Genomic DNA, 20,638 nt, shown 5'->3' with positions numbered 1-20,638 from the left:
GCGCCGCCGCGCCGCGGGCCCCCACTGCCCCACTCCCGCACGACGGGGGTGGGGCAGTGCTCTGCGTGGGGCGGGTTATGCGCGGGCGCGGGCGCCGGCCGCGGCGCGACGCGCGACGCCGTGCATGCCGAGGGCGACGGCGTCCCGCTCGAGGGCGGTCCACTCCGCGGCGGGCGCGTCGTCGAGCTCGGCCTCCAGCAGCCGGCACCGCAGCAGCGCACCCCGGCCGCCGTGGCGCTCCGCCAACGCCCGGGCGGCGGCCACCCGGCGACGCGCGTCAGCCGGGCGGCCGAGCAGAGCATCCAGGCGAGCCAGGGCCAGGCTCACCGGGCCCGCGCCGCCGATCTGCCCGAAGATGGCGACTGTCCCGTCGAACGGCTCCATTCGTTCGAACAGTGCGGCGGCGTGCCGGGGCCGCCCGGCGTCGGCCAGCTGGTGCGCCAGGAAGGCCTGCTCGCCGAGCGTGGTCCAGAATTCGCCGGTGGGCCGGGCGAGCACGGCTCCGAGCATCCGGTCGCCCTCGTCGGGGTCGTGGCGGTAGCGCAACGCGGCCGAGGCCCAGGGCAGCGCTTCGGCGTTGTCCATGGGCGCGGCGTCGAACTCGTCGAGCCGGCCCTGCTCCCAGCGGAGCAGCAGCATGGCGATGTCGTAGACGCCGGTGGTGTACATCTCGGTCTCGGTCTGCAGCTGGATGGCGACGTCGTACAGCGCCTCCGCCCGGTCGAGTTCGCCCTGCCAGAGCGCGAGCTCGCCCTCCGACCAGCGCATCTGCATGCGGGTGACTGGCAGGCGCAACGCGTCGCTGCCCGCGGTGCCCTCCCGGATCAGCTCCGCGACCCGCTCGCGGTCGCCCGTCATGGCGTAGCAGAGGTGCAGCAGCGCCGTGCAGATGACGGCGTCGATGCGCTCGGAGGAGTGCGGCAGGGCGCGCAGGCGTGCGATCAGGCCGAGTTGCTCCTCGCGGTGGCTCGGCACCGCTGTGAAGGCGAGCGCACGGCCGAGCAGCGCATCGGCGAGCGCGTCGTCGTCGCCGAGCGCCTCCGCGATCTCGATCGCGCGCCGGCTCAGCCGATCGGGCACGCCGGCGTCGGCCTCGTAGTAGCTGCCGACCGCGAGCGCGGCGAGCACACTGACGTGGGCACGGGGATCGGCCGCCACGAGCGACTCGATCGCGGTCAACCGGGCGAGCAGCCGGTCGGGGTGATCGCTGTAGATCCACGGCCACGACCCCGCGGTGCGCAGCAGGGTCGACGCGAGCCGGCCCGCCGAGTTCGTGCGCCCCTCGCGCACGGCGTCGAGCAGCGCGGCGTCGACGACGTCGAGCACTGTCTGCCGGCGTCCGGCGCGGGCGAGTGCTGCGACGCGGGAGACGAGCAGGTCGTCCCGCTCCGACTCCACCCGCCGGAGCGCCGGCAGCCACTCCCAGGCGCGGAGCGCTTCGCCCCACCAGCCCGCCGCTGCCTCCGAGTTCCAGCGCTCCTCGGCGTCGAGGGCGGCGTCGCGGCAGCCGGCCACGACGTCGGCGGGGTCGACGAACGGATGCGCGGCCAGCAGGTTCACCGCCCGCCGGGCGATCCAGTCGTCCCCGCCGTGCTGCCGCAGCGCCTCGGCGATGCGGGCGTGCAGCCGCTGCCGGCGGGTGGCGCTGATGCCCGCGAGCACCTCGTCGCGCAGCAGGCCGTGGGCGAAGATATAGGTGGTGGTGCCGGGAGCGAGCACGATGAGCTCCGCGTCGGCGGCCTCGTCGAGCAGGTCGGCCAGTTCGTCGCGGGAGAGCCGGGCGACGGCGCAGAGCAGATCGATGTCGAGTGCGTCGCCCGCCACGGCCGCGGTGCGGAGAACCTGCAGCACGTCGGCGTCGATGGCGGCGAGCCGTCGCCCCAGCACCGAGCTCACAGCGACCGGCACCCCGGCAGCCGACCGCTCGGAGCGGGGGACGCGCGCATACTCGGTGACGAGGAAGGGGTTGCCTCCGGTCTGCCCGGCCAGCTCGAGCGCCTCGCTGGCGTCGACGCGATCCCCGCTCACCCGGCCGGCGAGGGCGGCGATCTCGGCCACGGCGAGCGGCGGCACGGTGAGCTGGCGCGCGCCCTGATGGCGGGCCAGAGTGGCGAGGAGCAGGTCGAGTTCGGGCGTCTCGACTCCGCTGCGCACCGTGCAGAGCAGGACGAGCGGCAGGTCGTGTACCGACGACGCCAGGTGGGTCAGCCAGCGGAAGGTGCTGGTGTCGGCCCACTGCACGTCGTCGAGCACGATCGCGAGCCCCCCGCGGGCGGAGTCGCGCAGCAGCCGGTCGAGCCGCTCGTAGACCGCGAAGCGCGCCGAGTCGGCGTCGACCTCGGCGGGCGGGGTGAGCACGGCGTCGGGGTCGGCGCCGAGCCCGCGCACGATGGCGCGCACCGGCCACCACGGCGGGGTCCCGGCGTCTTCGGGGCAGGCGGTGCGCAGCACCGGGCGGTCACCCCAGCCCACCCGCACCGCCTCTTCGGCCAGCCGGGTCTTGCCGATCCCGGCCGGGCCGGTGAGCACGAGCCAGCGCGTCGAGGTGAGCGAGCCGAGCACGCCGTCGATGGCGTGCAGTTCGGTCTCGCGACCCACGTAATCGCTGCCGCGACCCGCCGGCTGCGCGGCTGCGCCGGAGGCAGCGGTCGCGCCTGAGGCGGCGGTTGCGGCCGAGGCAGCGCCACCTGGGCCGACGGATGCCGGTTCCCCTCCACCCGCCGGCGGTGCCTCGACCGGCGCGGAGCGTTCAGCGTCGGGCCGCGCCGGATCGGCACGCATGCCGCCCGCCCGGTCGCGTGCCTCATCGCCCGCCGCCACCGGCGCCGCGGCGGGCCAGGTCGCGACCCACGCCTCGTCGCGAAGCACCGCGGTGTGCAGCTCGCGGAGTGCGGCCCCGGGCACCAGTCCGAGTTCGTGGTCGAGGGCCGCGGCCGTGCTGCGGTACAGCTCCAGCGCATCCACCGGCCGGCCGGCCCGCGTGAGGGCGAGCATGAGCAGCCAGACTCCGCGTTCGCGGAGAGGGTCGGTGCGGAACAGCTCATCGGCGACGGAGAGCGCGGCCTCAGGCCGGCCGATCGCGAGCAGTGCGGTCAGCAGGTGTTCGCGGCACTCCGCCCGCTGCAGTTCGAGCCGGTTGCGCTCGGTCAGCGCCCACGCCTCGTCGGTGAAGTCGGCCAGCACCGGCCCGCGCCAGAGGGCCGACGCCTGCCTCGCGGCTTCCACGGTCTTCTGCCACGAGCCCGCCGCGGCCGCCTCGCGCGCCGTGGCCAGCAGGCGCCCGAACTCCTCGCGGTCGACCTGCGCCGCGTCGACGTCGAGCACGTAGCCCGGCGCCCGCCGCACGATCGGCGAGGCGGCGGTCGTCTCGTCGCGCAGCACACGCCGGAGGTTCGACACGTAGGCCTGCAGGCTGGCTGCCACGCTCGAGGGCGGATCGTCGCCCCAGACAGCGTCGACCAGCGCATCCACCGACACCACCGTGCCGCGGTTCACCAGCAGAACGGCCAGCACCGCGCGCTGCTTGGGCGCGCCGAGGTCGAGCATCGTCTCGCCGCTCGACACCTCGAGCGGGCCCAGCAGGCGGTACCGCACGCCTCTCATTGTGCGGCCCGCGCACCCTCCCGCCAATCCCCAGAATCTGGGGGAGACGGATGCCCGTCCCGGCCCGCCTGGGGGAGGCGTACGATAGTGGCAGCAAGACCCCATGTGCTCTTGGAGAGCATCCGAGGGGCCTTGCACCACGCGAACCCCCGGCAGCGCTGGGGGTTCTTGCGTTAGCCCAGCCAGAAGATCCCGTTCTCCGACCCGGGGAGCCAGTGTTGCCTCAGCTTCATGTAGGCGAGGATCGCCGCAGCGACTGGCTTCTTGTCGCGTCCCCAGATCTCAGGGTGATCCTGAACATGACGTTGGTAGGCGCCATACGCGATCAGGTCGGCAGCCTGGATGAGCTGGCTGTAGCGACTGTCTTGCATGATGATGTCCTCGATGATCCGCCTCGACGAGATCGGCAGGGCGCGGTGCACTTCGCGGTAGGGAGCGGAGTCCCGCACGGCCGACTCCCAGAGCTCTTGCCGGTGTTCCGGCGTTGGCGTGATTCCCGGGTGTTCCAAGCCCTGTTGCCCGTCGTAGAAGACGAGCACGTAGGTGTCTTCCTGCTCCGCCCAGCGATCGAGCCACGTGATGAACTCGCCGTACGCCTTCGGCTTGGACCGCTCGCTCATTGCGATGGTCACCACAACGAGTTCCGGATGTCTGGCCAGCGCGGTCAAGGCGATACGCCCGGTCGCGGCACGCTGCGCCGATCCGAACCCGGGTTCTCCGTCTGATGTGTCGCTGTACCTGCCTCGCCCCTTGAACAACTCGCTCGCGTGTAATTCACGCTTCGTGTCGACACCGAACTGCCGCTGGAGGTCGCGCCGGGCTACCAGCCATTTCTCGAGCACTCCGGCCCAGGAAACTTCAGCAATCAGCAGCGCTGAGAAAGTCACTCCTCTCGCGGGATCGCCCGAATCGTCGACGTAACACAGATACATCACCGCAGACTGCCGAAGATGATGATTCGTCGCAATCGGCCTCGCCTGGTCTGTGGACAAGTCACCCGCGTGCGACAGAGCGGCACTCGTCCTAGCCTGAGGGCATGCAGATCGACCTCACGGGCAAGCTGGCCCTCGTCACCGGATCGACCCAGGGCATCGGCCTCGCCATCGCCAAACAGCTCGCGGCCGCGGGTGCGGAGGTGGCGGTGAACGGGCGTTCGGCCGAGAGCGTCGAGCGCGCCCGCATCGCGATCCTTGAGGCGCATCCCACGTCCCGCATCACGCGGGCGGTGGGTGACCTCTCCGACGAGACCGAGACCGCCCACCTCGTGGCAGCGCTGCCCCACGTCGACATCCTGGTGAACAACCTCGGCATCTTCGGCGCGCAGCCCGCGCTCGAGATCGATGACGCGGAGTGGCGGCGCTTCTTCGAGGTCAACGTGCTGAGCGCGGTGCGGCTGACCCGCGCCTACCTGCCGGGCATGATGGAGCGCGGCTGGGGGCGCATCCAGTACATCGCGAGCGACTCGGCCATCGTGACGCCGGCCGAGATGATCCACTACGGCGTCTCGAAGACGGCACTGCTCGGCGTCTCCCGCGGCTTCGCCAAGGCCGCGGCCGGATCGGGCGTCACCGTCAACTCGGTCATCGCCGGCCCCACCCATACCGAGGGGGTGGAGGAGTTCGTCTACCAGCTGGTCGACCGCGAGCTGCCGTGGGAGCAGGCACAGCGCGAGTTCATGCGCCTGCACCGGCCGCAGTCACTCATCCAGCGCCTGATCGAGCCCGCCGAGATCGCCAACCTGGTCACCTACCTCGCGTCGCCGTTCGCGAGCGCGACCACGGGCGGAGCGCTGCGCGTCGACGGCGGGTACGTCGACTCGATCGTGCCGTGATTGCTCCCTCGACAGGTGTTGTGCTTATGATGTAGCGATCCGAGCCCGGGGGGACTCCGGCGTCGCAGCCGACGTCGACTCTCGGGAGGCACCCGCGCTCTCGGTCACCCGATCGAGAGGCCACCCGTGTCCCTACCCCTGCGCCCCTCCCGCCTCGTCGCGGGAATCGCATCCGTCGCCCTCGTCGTCGCCGCCCTGCTCGCCGCCCCGCTCTCCGCCGGCGCGGAGGAGACGCCCACCCCCGACTCCGGCGACGGCCGCGTCGTGATGGGCGACTACTCGGTCGAGCTGTACGCCGAGCAGGCCGCCACCACGCCACCCGAGCTCGCCGCCGCGTTGCAGAACGACCTCGGCATCACGCCCGAGCAGTACTACGCCGAAGCGGATGCTGCGGCCACCGCGGTCGACGTCGTCGACGAGCTCACGGCCGACGGGGTCGATGTGCTCTCGTCACGCGTCGACGGCACCGAGCTCGTCGTGAACGTGGCGACGGATGCGGATGTCGCGGCCGTCGAAGCGGTCGGCGCCACCGCCGAGGTGGGTGGCGAGTCGCTCGCTCCGGCCGAGCGCCGGCTCGCCGACGACAGCCACGACGTGCGTCCGCTCCGCGACCTCGTGGGCGGCCAGGGCTTCTACACCTACGACAGCCAGTGGCTCTACTACTGCTCGGTGGGCTTCAACGGCCTCGACCGTTCGTCGCACTCCTCGCAGTTCCTCACGGCCGGCCACTGCGTGGAGCCGGGCACCTTCGATGGCGGCGAGGCCTACTTCCTCAACCAGTCGCGCCCGAACCAGGACCCGAGCGCGCCCGGTGAAGCGCTCGGGCATCCGACGCCCGGCTCGGTCTACTTCGGCAACTACTACGACACCAGCCTGTTCTGGAACGAGCTCTCGAACACCCCGAAGCCCGTCGTCGGCACCTGGAACAACAACAACGGTTCGGTGACCTCCGGCACCCCGGTCGCGGTGCGTGACTACACCCGCGCCATCGTGGGGCAGAGCATCTGCAAGTCCGGCCGCACGACGGGCTGGACCTGCGGCTCGGTGCAGGCGGTCGACGAGGCCTTCACCGTCGACGGTCACAACATCAACTCCTTCGTCTCCAACATGTGCGCCCTCGGCGGCGACAGCGGCGGATCGGTGATCTCGGGCAGCTACGCCCTCGGCGTGGTCTCGTTCGGCAGCTACCAGAACAGCTGCGGCGAGCAGAATCAGATCACGGGCCTGTTCCCGATCGACTCGGCCTGGGAGGACGCCCTCGACGTGCACCCCGACTGGGAGCCGCTCGTGACCGTCGCGAAGCCGGACAGCGCCTCGCTCGGCGGCGTGCCCGTCTACAGCGGGACCGCGGCGACCGGCACCGTGCTCGGCGGGGGCAAGCGCTACACCGTGCACCTCAGCATCGACGGCGGCGAGGAGTCGCTGCTCCCCGTCGCGTCGAACGGCACCTGGTCGGCTCCGGCCACCGCCGGTCTCGGCAAGGGCGCGCACAGCTTCAGCATGTACGCCAGCTACGGGTCGGGCATCCAGACCTCCGGCACCGTCTCGGGCAGCTTCCAGGTGGCGGATGCTCCCGCCGTCTCCCGCATCTCGGGCGCGACCCGCTTCGACGTGGCTGTGCAGGTGGCGAACCAGCTCTACCCGGGCACCGCGCCCGTGGTCTACGTGGCGACCGGCTACAACTACCCGGATGCCCTGAGCGCCGGCCCCGCCGCCGTGAAGCAGGACGGGCCGCTGCTGCTCACCCTCACCGACGCCATCCCGGATGCGGTGGCCGCGAAGATCCAGTCGCTCTCGCCCGAGCGCATCGTCGTGGTCGGTGGCCCCAACTCCATCAACAACTCGGTGCTCGCCGGTCTCCAGAGCCTGGTGCCCGACGCCGAGGTGCTGCGTCTCACCGGCGCCGATCGCTACTCGGCCAGCCGCGCCGTCGTCGACTACGCCTTCGGTGACGCCGCGCACGCCTATGTGGCCACCGGCGGCACCTTCCCCGACGCCCTCTCGGCGGGCGGGGCGGCCGGCTCGAAGCTGCAGCCGGTGGTGCTCGTGAACGGTGGCGCTCCCGCGGCCGACAAGCCCACGATCGACCTGTTCAAGGCGCTCGACACCTCGTCGCTCACCGTCGTCGGCGGCGTGAACTCGGTTTCTGCCGCCGTCGAGAACTCGCTGCGCACCGGCATCCCGGCCACGGTCGACCGGGTGGCCGGAGCCGACCGGTTCCAGGCCTCGATCGCCCTGAACGCTCAGGCGTTCAGCAGCGCGAACACGGTCTACCTGGCCACGGGCTACAACTTCCCCGACGCCCTCGCGGGCGGTGTGCTGGCCGGCAACTCGGATGCTCCGCTCTACGTGGTGCCCACCGAGTGCGTCCCCCGTGGGGTGCTCAAGGCGGTCACGTCGCTCGGTGCCACGAACGTGGTGCTGCTCGGCGGCCCGAACTCGCTGAACCCGGCGGTCGAGAACCTGACGCCCTGCGCCTGGTGACCCTGGGCCCTGCTGTGTATAGCACGGGGGGCGGATGCGTGGGCCGAGTCGGCGCATCCGCCCCGCGTCCGCGACAATAGACGCATGAGCAACAGTTACGCCGCCGCCGGAGTCGACACCGAGGCGGGCGACCGCGCGGTCGAGCTGATGAAGGCGGCGGTGCAGCGCACCCACGGGCCCGAGGTGCTGGGCGGGGTGGGCGGCTTCGCGGGGCTGTTCGACGCGTCGGCGCTGGCCGCGTACCGGCATCCGCTGCTCGCAACGTCGACCGACGGCGTCGGCACCAAGATCGCCATCGCGCAGGCGCTCGACAAGCACGACACCATCGGGCAGGACCTCGTGGGCATGGTGGTCGACGACATCGTGGTGGTGGGCGCGAAGCCGCTGTTCATGACCGACTACATCGCCTGCGGACGGGTTGTTCCCGAGCGCATCGCGACGATCGTCGCGGGCATCGCCCGGGCCTGCGCCGAGACCGGCACGGCGCTCGTCGGCGGGGAGACCGCGGAGCACCCGGGACTCATGGGCGCGGACGACTACGACGTGGCGGGGGCCGCAGTCGGGGCCGTGGAGGCCGACGCCGTGCTCGGCGCCGAGCGGGTGCGCGAGGGCGACGTGGTGCTGGCGCTCGGCTCCTCCGGGCTCCATTCGAACGGATTCTCGCTGGTGCGTAAGATCCTCGCCGATGCCGGACTCGGCTACTCGTCCTACGCGGCCGACTTCGGCGGCGTGGTGGGCGAGGTGCTGCTCGAGCCCACCCGGCTCTACACCGGCCCGCTGGTGCGCGTGCTCGGCGAGCCCGCGTTGGCCGGCGCCATCCACTCCCTCTCGCACGTGACGGGCGGCGGCATCGCGGCGAACCTCGCGCGCGTGCTGCCGCGCGGCTCGTGGGTGGAGGTCGACCGCTCGACCTGGTCGCCGTCGCCCGTGTTCCGGGTGCTGTCGGCGCTCGCCGGGTCGACGCTGGAGAGCAGCGAGGCGACCTGGAACCTCGGGATCGGATTCTTCGCGGTCGTGGCCGCCGAGGCCGCGGGCGCGGTGGCCGCCGCGATCGAGGCGGAGGGCATCCCGGCCTGGCCGGTCGGCGTGGTCTCGACCGCCGCGCGATCGTTCGAGGGCTTCGAGCAGGGCGCCAAGGGAGTCGACGGCGGCGCCGTGCGGCTCGTGGGGGAGTACGCGGCCCGCTGACCGGCCGCGAGGCGGGAGGACGCAAGGATGGCCGCACCACGCAACTCGCAAGAGGCGCTGGAACGCTGGGACCTGCTGATCGCCGAACTCGGTGACCCGGCGATCGAGCGTTCGCGCATGATGGGCCGGCCCATCCTCACCCGCGCCGGAACCATGTTCGCCTGCCTGAACGGCGACAGCGTCGGATTCAAGCTCGGCGCGGGCTCGGCTGAGCACGAGGGGGCGCTGAGGGTGCCGGGGGCCGAGCTCTTCGACCCTTCGGGCAAGGGGCGGCCCTTCAAGGATTGGGTGAGCATCCCGCTCGCCGAGGCCGACCAGTGGCTCCCCTTCGCGGAGTGCGCGCTGATGCACGTCGCGGCGGAGGCGCCGAAGCGCTAGGCGCGGAGACCCGCGAGCAGAAGGCGCACCATGCGCTCGGCGCGATCCATGCCCGCGCGGCTGTGGCAGAGATCGGCGACCGCCCCGAGGAACTCCTCGGGGTCGACCGGCGCGATGCGCTCGCCGGCGGCGCGTGCCGCCTCCAGCAGGTTGCTGAACGCCGGCGCGAGGCGCGTCGAGAAGTAGCCGGCCAGCGGCTCGTAGGCCGGATCGCCGCTGTGCAGGGCCGCCGACAGCCCGCGCTTCGTGGCGACGAACTCGGTGTAGCGGAGCACCCAGAGGTCGAGTGCTTCGCCGGGCGGATGCGCGGCCGCGAGCTCGTCGGCGGCGTCGACGCAGGCATCCATCTCGCGCCGGAAGACGGCCGAGATGAGGTCGGAGCGCTGCGGGAAGTGCCGGTAGAGGGTGCCCACCCCGACGCCGGCGCGTTCGGCGATGCTCCGGATCGGGGCGTCGACGCCCGATTCGGCGAACACCGCCTTCGCGGCCTCCACCAGCGCGTCGAGGTTCTGCCGGGCGTCGGCGCGCCGCGTGCGAGGGGCGCGGGTGTCGGGGGGCGTGCTCATGGGTCGATCCTTGAACCGGAACACTGTTCCGTGTATGGTGACAGATAGCGGAACAGTGTTCCGGTTAGCCGTCAGACTTTCCGGAATGGTGTTCCGGTTCATCTCATCCTAGACGATCTCCCGAAGGAGACACCATGCAGTACCGCACTCTCGGCCGCACCGGCATCAAGGTCACCCCGTTCGCCCTCGGCGCCATGATGCTCGGGCAGTTCGGCAACTCCGACCGCGCCGAGGCCGTCCGCATCATCCACCGCGCGCTCGACGGGGGCATCAACTTCATCGACACCGCCGATCGCTACGGCGACTCCGAGAACGTCGTCGGCGAGGCGCTGAAAGGCCGGCGCGACGATGTCGTGCTCGCCACCAAGTTCTGGGGGCCGGTCGACGACGACATCAACCACCGAGGGGCGTCGCGCCGGTGGATCATGGCGGCGGTCGAACGCTCGCTGCGCAACCTGCAGACCGACTACATCGACCTCTACCAGCTGCACCGGCCCGACCCCGACACCGACATCGAAGAGACCCTGTCGGCGCTGACCGACCTGGTGCGGCAGGGGAAGGTGCGCGCGATCGGGTCGTCGTCCATGCGGGGCTCGGAGATCGTCGAGGCGCAGTGGATGTCGGAGCGGCGCGGCTTCGAACGGTTCCGCACCGAACAGCCGAACTACTCCATCCTCGACCGGGAGATCGAGCGGGAGATCCTGCCCGTGGCCGAGCGTTACGGCATGGGCACCCTGGTTTACAGCCCGCTCGCGGGCGGGACCCTCACGGGTCGGTACCGTGCCGGCGGCGAGAACGACGTGTTCCGGGCGACGCGCACGGGCATGAACCACTTCCGCGACGAGCGTCGGCTCGCGGCGGTCGAGCAGCTGATCGAACTGGCGGACGAGTCCGGGCTGCAGCTGTCCCACCTGGCCATGGCGTTCGCGATCGCGCATCCGGGCGTGACCTCGGCGATCGCGGGGCCTCGCACCATGGCGCAGCTGGAGGACACGCTCGCCGGTTCCGAGGTCTCGCTCTCGGACGACATCCTCGACCGGATCGACGCCATCGTGCCGCCGGGAGAGAGCATCGGGTCGATGGACATGGTGTACCGCGGGCCGGAGGTGGGCGATCCCGCGCTGCGTCGGCGGCCAGCAGCGGACCGTTCCGCCGCCTGACGGGACCAAGGTCCCCGCCGGGCGCTTTCCGGCGTTGAGCCGGGCGGGTAGCCTGGGGGAATGACCACTCCAGCTCTTGCGCACCTGTCGGGCGGACCGCTCGACGACCAGACCATCCCGCTCGACGACGGCGCTCCCGAAGAACTCGTCCTGCCGTACAGCGAAGGACAGCTCGTCTACCGCCTCGTATCGGAGTTGGATGGCTCCGAGGGGCCGGCCACCGCGCAGTACCGGTTCACCGAGGTCTCCGAGATCCTCGTCGAGGGCAAGTACGACGAGCACTGACGACCGCTGACTGAGCCGGCGGATGGGCGTGCCGACGATCCAGGATCTGGTGGAGGGGCTCCGCGACCCGCGGGCCCCTCTGCTGCATGTCGCCGCCGACAACAAGCGCGGCGGTCACGATCCGCGACCCGTCGTGGTGATGATCCACGGCATCGCGTCGTCGTCGGCCACCTTCTTCTATGTCACCCCGCTCATCCTCGACGAGCACCGGGTGATCGCCATCGACCTGCTCGGCTTCGGCGAGTCGCCACAGCCCGAGGGCGCCGAGTACACCCTCGAGGAGCACGTCGCAGCGGTCGCCCACACGATCCGCTCGCTCCGTCTCGACGCACCGTTCACCTTGGTGGGTCATTCGCTCGGCTGCCTCATCGCCGCCCGTTACGCGGCGACGCACCGATCGCATGTCGCCAAGCTCGTGCTGGTGAGCCCGCCCGTGTACCTGTCGCCCGCTGAGATCGGCGACCCCAGGGTGCGCCTGCGGATGAGCGGCTACCTGCAGGCCTACCAGTACTTCCGCGAGAACAAGGCCTTCACCATCGCCCACGCCGCGGTGGTCTCGAAGCTGCTGCCGGTGGCCCACGTGATGGAGATCACGGAGCAGAACTGGGAGCCGTTCGTGAAGTCGCTCGAGCACTGCATCGAATCGCAGACCGTCATCAGCGACCTCGCGCGGGTCGACGCGCCGGTCGAACTGGTCTACGGGCGCCTGGACGAGTTCCTGGTTCCGGAGAACCTGGCGATCATCGAGAAGATGCGCAACGTCACCACCCATGTGGTGAACGTCAGCGATCACATGATCCGTAAGCCGATGGCTCGGGTGGTCGCCACGGCGATCGGCTGACCGGCGGCAGCGTGCGGCTGCGGACGCTCCGGCTCAGCGATCGGCGAGCACTCGCGCGCGGGCCGTGTGGTACTCCTCGGCTGAGATCACGTGGTTGTCGTGCAGCCGGTCGAGTTCGGCGAGTCGCTCCTCCGTCGGGCGCGCGCGGCTCAGCGCGTCGCTCTCGAGCAGCTGCGTGGCGAGGTCGGCCTGCAGGGTGAGCGGATTGTGACCGCGCTCCCGCACTCGACGTGCATTTGCGACCACCTGCACGATGACCACCACGAAGACGATGGCGATGACGGCCCCGACGATGACGAACAGTATCGGGAAGAGATCGATGAGCTCGGGCACAGGTGCCCCCTTCCTGTCGTCCTTCCACCCTTCCGCGTCTGCGCCGGGAGTGAAGGGATGGCCAGAAACCTCTCAGGGATTCGTCACCGTGTTCACACCCCGATCGCCGCGACGATGTGCTCGGCCAGTTCGCGTGGGCGGGTGAACTGAGGCCAATGCCCGGTGGGGAGCTCGACGATGGTCGACCGCGCCATCAAGGGCAATTCGGCGAAGTACGGCACGCCGGCGGCGATCGCCTCCTCGATCTCGGAGCGTTGGAACGTGCAGGTGATCACGGTGATGGGCACCTCGTACCGTGCGGGGTTCGTCAGCTGCTGCTCGTCGCGGGCGACCCGCGCCGGCTCGGGCACCGCACGCTCCCGGAACTGCGCCAGCTGCTCCTCGGTCAGGTCACGGAGGTCGACCTCGTCGAAGTCTTCCCACGGTGGCAGCGGTGCATCCGTTCCCGTCACCTCGAGCTGCGGGTTGATGGCCACGCCGTTCGGTGTCGGGCCGCTGTCGACGTAGATGGCGCGGACCACCCGGTCGGGCCGGGCGTCGACCACCCCGTGGATGATCGCCCCGCCACCGGAATGGCCGACCAGCACCACCTTCTCCGGCGCCTCGCCGGGTGATGCACCGGCGGCGAGCGCATCGATCAGCGCCACCACCTCGGCGGTCTGCGAGGCCAGCGTCACCGCCGACCGGTCGTCGTCGACCGACGCGAGCCCTGCCAGCGTGGGGGTGTGCACGGTGAGGCCCGCCGCTTCGAGCGGGGGCACCACCTCGCTCCACGAGTCGCCGCCGAGCCAGAAACCTGCGATGAGAACCACGTTCATGCCGCCGACCCTACGCGGCACCACCGACATCGCGCCGACGCCGACCGAGGGCGGCCGTCGGTGTCGGGTGGAGCGGGAGGCTCAGAGCGGATGCGCCCCGGTGAGCCGCTCGAGCAGCTCGCGGTAGCGCTGCACGGTCTGCTCGACGATCTCGGGCGGGAGCGCGGGCGGCGCGCCGGTCTGATCCCAGTGCGCGGCCAGCCAGTTGCGAACGATCTGCTTGTCGAAGCTCGCCGTGCGCTCGCCCGAGTCGTAGGCCGACGCATCCCAGTAGCGGCTCGAATCGCTCGTCAGCACTTCGTCGGCAAGGGTGATCTCACCCGACTCGGGGTCGCGCCCGAACTCGAACTTGGTGTCGGCGAGGATGACGCCCCGCGCCTCGGCAATGGCGGATGCCTGCCGGTAGATGCTGAGCGAGAGGTCGCGGAGCGCGGTCGCGTCGTCGGCGCCCACGAGCTCGACCGTGCGCTCGAAGCTGATGTTCTCGTCGTGCTCGCCGAGCGGCGCCTTGTAGGCCGGCGTGTAGATGGGCTCGGGCAGGCGGTCGCCGTCGTGGAGGCCCGCCGGGAGCGCGATGCCGCAGACGCTCTGGCTGGCCTGGTACTCCTTCCAGCCGCTGCCGGAGAGGTAGCCGCGCACCACGCATTCGATCGGGAACATGTCGAGCGAGCGCACCACCATCGAGCGTGCGGCGAGCTCAGCCGGAACGGCCGGCAGGACCGAGGTGTCGGCGATGAGGTGATCGGGCACCTCCGCGAGCTGCTCGAACCACCAGCGGCTGAGGGTCGTGAGCAGTTCGCCCTTGCCGGGGATGCCAGGCTCCAGCACGTGGTCGAATGCGCTCACGCGGTCGCTCGCCACCACGAGCAGCGCCGGCGGGCGGGTCTCGAGGGTGGCGTCGCCCGCTGCTGGCACCTCCTGCTGCGCATCCGTCGTCTCCGGCACGTACAGGTCGCGCACCTTGCCGCTGTAGACGTGCCGCCAGCCGGGCACCGGGCGCGGCCCGGCATCCGCGGTCATCGTGCCACCCTCGCCGCGATGTCGGTGCGGTGCTGGGACCCTTCGAGGTGGATGCCCTCGAGCACCCCGTAGACCCGGTCGCGGGCGAGCGCGAAGTCGGGGGCGGTGGCCACCACGCTCAGCACCCGGCCGCCGGTGGCGCGCAGCACGTCGCCGTCGCGGTCGGTGGCGGCGTGCATCACGGTGACGCCCTCCACTCCCGGACCCGTGGGGCCGAAGTCGTCGAGCCCGGCGATGGCGCGGCCCGTCACCGGCGAGCCGGGATAGTTCTCGCTCGCGAGCACCACCGTGACGGCCACGTCGTCGCTGAACTCGGGTCGGGCGTGATCGCCCAGGGTGCCGGTCGCGGCCGCGAACAGCAACCCGCTGAGCGGTGTGCGCAGTCGCGGCAGCACGACCTGCGTCTCGGGGTCGCCGAAACGGGCGTTGAACTCGATCACCCGGATGCCCCTCGGCGTGAGGATGAGACCGCAGTAGAGCAGTCCGATGAACGGCGTGCCCTCCTCGGCGAGCCGGCGCACGGTGGGCAACGCGATGGTCTCGATCACCTCGTCGACGAACACCTTCTCGCTGCCGAAACGATCGGCGAGCCAGGGCAGCGGCGAGTAGGCGCCCATGCCGCCGGTGTTCGGCCCTTCATCGCCGTCGCGCAGGCGCTTGTAGTCCTGGGCGGGCGACAGCGGGGCGACCGAGTGTCCGTCGCTCAGAAGGAAGAGGGAGACCTCTTCGCCCTCGAGGAACTCCTCGATCAGCACCTCGCCGTGCTGCAGCCAGTGCGCCGCATGCGCCGTGGCCTCGGCGAGGTCGGCCGTGACGAGCACGCCCTTGCCCGCCGCCAGACCGTCGGCCTTCACCACGTAGGGTGCCCCATACTCCGCGAGGGCGGCCTCGGCCTCGGCCAGGGTGGAGGCGCTCACCGCTCGACCGGTCGGCACCCCGGCGGCGGCCATGATGTGCTTCGCGAAGGCTTTGCTCCCCTCCAGGGCTGCCGCCTCCTTGCCGGGCCCGAACACCGGGATGCCGCGCGTGCGGAGGGCGTCGGCGACGCCCGCCACCAGTGGGGCCTCGGGACCGATCACCACGAACTGCACGTCCTCGGCGATGGCGTAGTTCGCCACGGCCTGCGGGTCGTTCGCGTCGAGCTGCACGGTCGGCACGTCGGCGGCGATGCCGGCGTTCCCGGGGGCGGCGATGATCTCATGGGCGTCGCCCTCGCGGAGCAGCGCGGTGATGATGGCGTGCTCACGCGCGCCCGAGCCGAGGACCAGGATTTTCACCCTCCTAGCCTAGGGCGTCGTGCTGCGCGTACCGTGGCGTCATGACGCTGCGGATCGAGCGGGCGACGGATGCCGCGACCGTGCTCCGTGGCGCGCACCTCTTCGACGAGCCGGTCCGGCCGGCCGCCACCGCGGCGTTCCTCGCGGACACCACGCACCACCTGCTCTTCGCCTACGACGACGAGCTGGCCGGCCCGGCGCATCCGGTGGGCATGATCTCGGGGGCGGAGCTCACGCATCCGGACAAGGGTACGGAGATGTACCTCAACGAGCTCGGAGTCGAGGAGGGCGCGCAGCGGCGGGGGATCGGTGCCGCGCTGGTGCGGGCGCTCGCCGACCTGGCGCGGGAGCGCGGCTGCCGGGCGATGTGGGTGGCCACCGAGCCCGGCAATGCGGCGGCACTCGCGACCTACCGCGCTGCCGGCGGCGCGCCGCCCGAGCAAGCCGTCGTGGTGAGCTGGGACCTCTGACGCGGCACGCCCCCGCCGCGTGCTGTCGGCAACGACGGAGTTCGGGCGCGACGCGCCGCTGAGCATCCGTCGTTCGCGCGCAACGCCCGGATTCTCCGTCGTTGCGACTGACGGGGCCGTCCAGGATCGGGGGTGGGCGTCGGCGCCGTGAGAGGTAGCGTAAGAGGATGGGCAAGGCGAAGATCCCGGCGGCCGAGGGGGATGCGGCCGTGGATGCGGTGGGCGCCGACTTCGACGCGGCGTCGCGCGACACCCGGGCGACCGCCGTGCGGTACCTGTTGCAGGTGCTCGCCGAGCGGGCGCACGGCAACTCGGTGGAGGTGCGGGTGCCGCCCTTCGGCGCGGTGCAGTGCATCGACGGCCCGGGTCATACCCGCGGAACCCCGCCGAACGTGGTCGAGATGGATGCCCGAACCTGGCTCGACCTGGCCACCGGCGCCCTCACCTGGGCCGACGGGGTCGCGGCCGCGCGCATCCGTGCCTCCGGTCAGCGCGCCGACCTCACCGGCTACGTCCCCCTCGCCGGCTACCGCCGCCCCTGACCCCGCCCGCGGCGCGCGCCGATCAGCGGTCGCGGTAGACCTCGCGCCGGTGCCCCGCCCGCAGCACCAGCACGCGAAGCTCACCATCGTCGATCTCGTAGATGATCCGGTAATCGCCCGTTCGTACCCGCCATTCGCCGCGGCCTCCGACCAGCTGGGTGGCTGCGGGCGGACGCGGTTGGTCGGCCAGTAATTCGATGGCCGCCTGGATGCGGCGGCGCGCCGGCGGATCGAGCTTTCGGAGTTCTCTGACGACGGTAGGGGCGACGACGATGTGATAACTCACTCGAGCCCGAGGTCGCGCTTGACCTCGGCCCAGGGAATGCCGGGGGCGCCCGATCGGCTCAGCTCGGCGCGCGCCTCATCGGCGGCTCGAATGTCGGCCATGTCTTCAGCGAGCGCGACGAGTGACTCGAGGTCGTCGGCATCGACGATCGCGGCCACCCGACGACCATGGCGTTCGAGATAGACGGGCGCACGTTGGGTGCGTGCACGGTCGACCATGGCCGAGAGGCTCTGGCGAGCCTCGCTCACGCTTACGGTCATGGGTGGGACAGACATGTACCAATCGTACCGCGACTTTGTACAATCGTTGAGGGCAACCGGACGCCGAAGCAGGCGGGGTGCAGGCGGATGCGGGACAATGGAGGGGTGAGTGACCATCCCGAGCCGAGTTCCCGCGCATCGCAGCCGAGCGAACAGCAGCCGCCCGCGCCGCAGCCGCCCGTGCCCCAGCCGAGCGCACAGCAGCCGAGCGCCCGCATCACCGAATCGATCGACCAGGTCACCGTGCGGCGGGCGCCGCGGTACTACCGGTTCATGGCGGTGGGCCTGGCGCTGGGGCTCCTCGTCACCATCGTGCTGACCTTCGCGTTCCCCGAGCAGGAGGACTTCAACCGGCTGCAGGTGTTCGGCTTCGTCGGCATCTTCGTGGTGGCGCTCTTCGTGGCCGCCGGGGCACTCATCGCGATCGCACTCGACCGGTCGAGCCGCAAGCGGGCACGCACGGTCGAGGCCGAGCGCATCCAGGAGCACGACGAACCGGGCCCGATCGAGGTCGCCGACTTCGTGCAGATCGCCGAGCCGGCGGATGCGCAGAACGAGACGCCTGCTGAGCCCGACTCGGGCGACCCGAAGCCCGGCGAACCGAAGAACTGAGCCGGGAGCTACCGCGCCCCGGCGACGTGCGGAGCCTCAGGCGCGCTTCTGCTCGTCTTTCGGCTCGTAGCTGTCGTCGGCGTCGTCGTCTTCGTCGATCCACTTCGAGTAGTCGGGCTCGTCGGACTTCGCCGTGAGTTCACGCTCGAGCGCCGAGTAGTTCGTCTCCGGGCTGAAGTACTTCAGCTCCCGAGCCACCTTCGTGTGCTTAGCTTTTTGACGGCCACGCCCCATGCGAGACCCCCTCACGATTCGGGCCGGGGGTCGGACCACCCGGATGAGACGAATAACTACGAAAACTTGGGTCAGTTTAGCACGCAGCCGTCACACGGCTCTCAGCCCCGGGCGCGTTTGCGTGCGGCCGCCGCTTCGGCGTGCGGGCGCCGTACGACGGGGCGCATCGGTTCGCCGCGACGCTCCTGCCCGGGCAGCGGACGGGACCGTTTTCCGTAGAGCAACTCCGACGAGTCGAGCAGCCACGGCACGAGCGCGAGCGTCACGCCGTGCACCAGCATGAGCTTCTTGCGGATGCGCCGCGCCTTGTGGTTGTGCAGGATCGTCTCCCACCAGTGCCCCACGATGTAGATGGGCGTGTACACCGTCACCACCTCGGAGCCGTGCTCGGCGCGGTGCTTCACGATGTACTGGCACAGCGGCTCGGCGACATCACGGTACGGCGACTCGATGATGTTGAGCGGCACCTCGATGTTCATCGCCTGCCAGTCCGCTTCGAGCTGCGCGGTCTGCTCGTCGTCGATCGAGAGGTGAACCGCCTCGATCGAGTCGTGTCGTGCCGCGATGGCGTAGTCGAGTGCCTTGAGCACGGGCTTCTGCATCCGCCCCACCAGCACGATCGCGTGGTCGCCGCTGGCGCCGAAGGTGGTGGTGGGGTCGACCTCCACCTCCTTGTTCACGTCTCGGTAGTAGCGGTTGACGCCCATCATGAGCAGGAACAGCACCGGCATGATGGCGAACACGAGCCAGGCGCCGTGGGTGAACTTGGTGATGGTCACGACGATCAGCACCACGGCGGTGAACACCGCGCCGGTGGCGTTGATGGCGAGCGAACGGATGACCGCCCCGCGCTCCGGCGTGCCCTCGCGTAACACGTGCAGCCAGTGCTTCACCATGCCGGTCTGGCCGAGTGTGAACGAGACGAAGACGCCGATGATGTACAGCTGGATGAGCTGCGTCAGGTTGGCCTGGTAGACCACGAGGATGGCGGTCGCCGCGAGCGCGAGCACGATCATCCCGTTCGAGAACACCAGGCGGTCGCCGCGGGTGAGCATGGCCTTCGGCGCGTAGGAGTCCTTCGCGAGCACCGAGCCGAGCAGCGGGAAGCCGTTGAACGCGGTGTTCGCGGCCAGCAGCAGCACCGCGGCGGTGGCGGCCTGGATGACGAAGAACATGATGCTGTTGTTGCCGAAGACGGATGCCGCGACCTGCGCCATCAGGCTCCGCTGCGGTGTGGTGGCGCAGTCGGCCATGCCGATCAGGTGGCAGGCGTCTTCGGCGTAGTGCACCTGGGAGATGAGGGCGAGCGCGGTGAGGCCGGCGAACAGGCAGATGGCGATGCCGCCCATGAGCACCAGGGTGCGCTGGGCGTTCTTGATCTTGGGGGTGCGGAACGCGGGCACCCCGTTGGAGATCGCTTCGACACCGGTGAGGGCCGAGCATCCGCTCGAGAAGGCACGTAGGAGCAGGAGGATCATGGCCGCCTGCGTCAGCTGCTCGGCTTTCACCCCGAAGTCGGCCGACTCGGAGATCGGGGCGTCGCCGAACGCGGTGCGCACGAGACCGATCACGATCATGAGGGCCACGCTGCCCACGAAGACGTAGGTGGGGATGGCGAACGCCTTGCTCGACTCCCGCACCCCGCGGAGGTTCACCGCCATGAGCAGCACCACGAAACCGACCGCGATCTCGACCCGCCACGGGTTCAGCTGAGGGATGGCGGAGATGATGTTGTCGACGCCCGAGGCCACCGACACGGCGACGGTGAGCACGTAGTCGACGAGCAGAGCGGATGCGACGACGAGGCCCGCCTTCTCGCCCAGGTTCTTGTGGGCGACCTCGTAGTCACCGCCGCCCGACGGGTAGGCCTTCACCAGTTGCCGGTAGGAGGCGACCACCACCACGAGCAGGAGCACGACGGCGGCGGCGACCCACGGCGCGAAGGTCAAAAAAGAAAGTCCTCCGATGAGGAGGATCATGAGGAGTTCTTGCGGCGCGTACGCCACCGATGACAAGGGGTCGCTGGCGAAGATCGGGAGGGCGAGACGCTTGGGGAGGAGCTGACCTTCGAGCTTGTCGCTCGGGAGGGGATCTCCGATCAACCAGCGTTTCGCCGAGCGGGTTTCATTAACCACGAGTGAGAACACTACTCCGGCGCGCGGCACTGTCAAATTGAAAAGAGGGGCGGTTTATTCCCGCCCCTCTCCACTGATTTCCGCGACCGCGGTCGACGGGTCTCGAGCGCTACTCGTCGCCCGGGATCTCGCTGTCGGTGTACTCGCCGGCTTCGGGCTCGGGAACGTTCACGTCCTCCGCCTCGGTGTCGGTGTACTCGCCGTCGCGTTCGCCGCGTCGCTCGTTCTTCTCGGTCATGAGATCCTCCTTGATGTCGGGCCGTCGCTCGTGTTCGCGACGGTACCACTCGCCCGCCCGCGGCACTACCTCCCCGC

The 20,638-nt window shown here is 70.7% G+C and carries 22 protein-coding genes; 10 read left to right on the top strand and 12 right to left on the bottom strand.

What is annotated here, in order from left to right:
* Positions 1-75: 75 nt before the first annotated feature.
* Positions 76-3,594, bottom strand: coding sequence for an ATP-binding protein (locus AC3WLB_RS12670; protein WP_492506471.1), 3,519 nt, complete (start codon positions 3,592-3,594; stop codon positions 76-78).
* A 182-nt stretch (positions 3,595-3,776) separates the two neighbouring features.
* Positions 3,777-4,535: a DUF3800 domain-containing protein gene (locus AC3WLB_RS12665; RefSeq protein WP_492506469.1), complete on the bottom strand. Its 759-nt coding sequence runs from the start codon at positions 4,533-4,535 to the stop codon at positions 3,777-3,779.
* A gap of 104 nt (positions 4,536-4,639) precedes the next feature.
* Here AC3WLB_RS12665 and AC3WLB_RS12660 point away from each other — a divergent pair, with 104 nt between their 5' ends.
* From AC3WLB_RS12660 to AC3WLB_RS12645, 4 genes are all read left to right on the top strand, one after another.
* Positions 4,640-5,434, top strand: a complete 795-nt coding sequence (locus tag AC3WLB_RS12660; RefSeq protein WP_492506467.1) for an SDR family NAD(P)-dependent oxidoreductase — start codon at positions 4,640-4,642, stop codon at positions 5,432-5,434.
* A gap of 126 nt (positions 5,435-5,560) precedes the next feature.
* Positions 5,561-7,918, top strand: coding sequence for a cell wall-binding repeat-containing protein (locus tag AC3WLB_RS12655; RefSeq protein ID WP_492506465.1), 2,358 nt, complete (start codon positions 5,561-5,563; stop codon positions 7,916-7,918).
* An 84-nt stretch (positions 7,919-8,002) separates the two neighbouring features.
* Complete coding sequence (gene purM, locus AC3WLB_RS12650; RefSeq protein ID WP_492506463.1) at positions 8,003-9,106, top strand: phosphoribosylformylglycinamidine cyclo-ligase; 1,104 nt, start codon at positions 8,003-8,005, stop codon at positions 9,104-9,106.
* 27 nt (positions 9,107-9,133) lie between these two features.
* A complete protein-coding gene (locus AC3WLB_RS12645; protein ID WP_022895725.1) occupies positions 9,134-9,484 on the top strand; it encodes a hypothetical protein in 351 nt (116 codons plus the stop codon).
* On the opposite strand, the gene AC3WLB_RS12640 is transcribed toward AC3WLB_RS12645, so the two are convergent.
* A complete protein-coding gene (locus AC3WLB_RS12640) occupies positions 9,481-10,050 on the bottom strand; it encodes a TetR/AcrR family transcriptional regulator (protein ID WP_492506460.1) in 570 nt (189 codons plus the stop codon). The two genes, AC3WLB_RS12645 and AC3WLB_RS12640, sit on opposite strands and share 4 nt — an antisense overlap.
* Before the next feature lie 134 nt (positions 10,051-10,184).
* On the opposite strand from AC3WLB_RS12640, the gene AC3WLB_RS12635 reads away from it, so the two are divergent.
* From AC3WLB_RS12635 to AC3WLB_RS12625, 3 genes are read left to right on the top strand one after another with little or no spacing between them, the layout of a single operon-like run.
* Entirely contained in the window at positions 10,185-11,210 is a 1,026-nt protein-coding gene (locus AC3WLB_RS12635) for an aldo/keto reductase (protein WP_492506458.1), read from the top strand.
* Positions 11,211-11,270: 60 nt separating this feature from the next.
* Complete coding sequence (locus AC3WLB_RS12630; RefSeq protein WP_492506456.1) at positions 11,271-11,495, top strand: response regulator; 225 nt, start codon at positions 11,271-11,273, stop codon at positions 11,493-11,495.
* Positions 11,496-11,517: 22 nt separating this feature from the next.
* A complete protein-coding gene (locus AC3WLB_RS12625) occupies positions 11,518-12,336 on the top strand; it encodes an alpha/beta fold hydrolase (protein ID WP_492506454.1) in 819 nt (272 codons plus the stop codon).
* A 33-nt stretch (positions 12,337-12,369) separates the two neighbouring features.
* On the opposite strand, the gene AC3WLB_RS12620 is transcribed toward AC3WLB_RS12625, so the two are convergent.
* From AC3WLB_RS12620 to purD, 4 genes are all read right to left on the bottom strand, one after another.
* Positions 12,370-12,669 carry a hypothetical protein gene (locus AC3WLB_RS12620; protein ID WP_022895287.1) on the bottom strand — a complete coding sequence of 100 codons (300 nt, stop codon included), beginning with the start codon at positions 12,667-12,669 and terminating at the stop codon, positions 12,370-12,372.
* Positions 12,670-12,761: 92 nt separating this feature from the next.
* Entirely contained in the window at positions 12,762-13,487 is a 726-nt protein-coding gene (locus AC3WLB_RS12615) for an alpha/beta fold hydrolase (RefSeq protein ID WP_492506451.1), read from the bottom strand.
* 81 nt (positions 13,488-13,568) lie between these two features.
* Positions 13,569-14,507 (bottom strand): phosphoribosylaminoimidazolesuccinocarboxamide synthase, encoded by a 939-nt coding sequence (locus AC3WLB_RS12610; protein ID WP_492506449.1) that lies wholly within the window; start codon positions 14,505-14,507, stop codon positions 13,569-13,571.
* The gene (gene purD, locus AC3WLB_RS12605) at positions 14,504-15,784 is read right to left on the bottom strand and encodes a phosphoribosylamine--glycine ligase (RefSeq protein ID WP_492506447.1); all 1,281 of its coding nucleotides are present in this window, start codon (positions 15,782-15,784) and stop codon (positions 14,504-14,506) included. Before purD ends, AC3WLB_RS12610 begins: the two co-directional genes overlap by 4 nt.
* Positions 15,785-15,825: 41 nt before the next feature.
* Between purD and AC3WLB_RS12600 the strand changes: the two genes are divergently transcribed.
* Both AC3WLB_RS12600 and AC3WLB_RS12595 read left to right on the top strand, forming a co-directional pair.
* On the top strand, positions 15,826-16,254 hold the full coding sequence (locus tag AC3WLB_RS12600) for a GNAT family N-acetyltransferase (RefSeq protein ID WP_492506444.1): 429 nt from the start codon (positions 15,826-15,828) through the stop codon (positions 16,252-16,254).
* Positions 16,255-16,421: 167 nt separating this feature from the next.
* A complete protein-coding gene (locus AC3WLB_RS12595) occupies positions 16,422-16,796 on the top strand; it encodes a sterol carrier family protein (protein ID WP_492506442.1) in 375 nt (124 codons plus the stop codon).
* A gap of 22 nt (positions 16,797-16,818) precedes the next feature.
* Here the strand turns inward: AC3WLB_RS12595 and AC3WLB_RS12590 are convergent, their stop codons facing one another.
* A complete protein-coding gene (locus AC3WLB_RS12590; RefSeq protein WP_492506440.1) occupies positions 16,819-17,082 on the bottom strand; it encodes a type II toxin-antitoxin system RelE family toxin in 264 nt (87 codons plus the stop codon).
* Positions 17,079-17,357 carry a type II toxin-antitoxin system Phd/YefM family antitoxin gene (locus AC3WLB_RS12585; protein ID WP_492506437.1) on the bottom strand — a complete coding sequence of 93 codons (279 nt, stop codon included), beginning with the start codon at positions 17,355-17,357 and terminating at the stop codon, positions 17,079-17,081. The genes AC3WLB_RS12590 and AC3WLB_RS12585 overlap by 4 nt, the downstream gene beginning before the upstream one ends.
* 90 nt (positions 17,358-17,447) lie before the next feature.
* Between AC3WLB_RS12585 and AC3WLB_RS12580 the strand changes: the two genes are divergently transcribed.
* Positions 17,448-17,954 (top strand): hypothetical protein, encoded by a 507-nt coding sequence (locus AC3WLB_RS12580; protein WP_492506435.1) that lies wholly within the window; start codon positions 17,448-17,450, stop codon positions 17,952-17,954.
* A gap of 36 nt (positions 17,955-17,990) precedes the next feature.
* Here the strand turns inward: AC3WLB_RS12580 and AC3WLB_RS12575 are convergent, their stop codons facing one another.
* From AC3WLB_RS12575 to AC3WLB_RS12565, 3 genes are all read right to left on the bottom strand, one after another.
* The gene (locus tag AC3WLB_RS12575; RefSeq protein WP_022895278.1) at positions 17,991-18,188 is read right to left on the bottom strand and encodes a DUF3073 domain-containing protein; all 198 of its coding nucleotides are present in this window, start codon (positions 18,186-18,188) and stop codon (positions 17,991-17,993) included.
* Between the two features lie 101 nt (positions 18,189-18,289).
* Complete coding sequence (locus tag AC3WLB_RS12570) at positions 18,290-20,323, bottom strand: APC family permease (RefSeq protein WP_492506432.1); 2,034 nt, start codon at positions 20,321-20,323, stop codon at positions 18,290-18,292.
* Positions 20,324-20,432: 109 nt separating this feature from the next.
* Complete coding sequence (locus AC3WLB_RS12565) at positions 20,433-20,561, bottom strand: hypothetical protein (RefSeq protein WP_492506430.1); 129 nt, start codon at positions 20,559-20,561, stop codon at positions 20,433-20,435.
* Positions 20,562-20,638: the final 77 nt, after the last annotated feature.

The sequence above is a fragment of the Herbiconiux sp. FW305-C-125 genome, from assembly GCF_058783455.1.
This window is presented reverse-complemented; position numbering and strand designations above follow the sequence as displayed.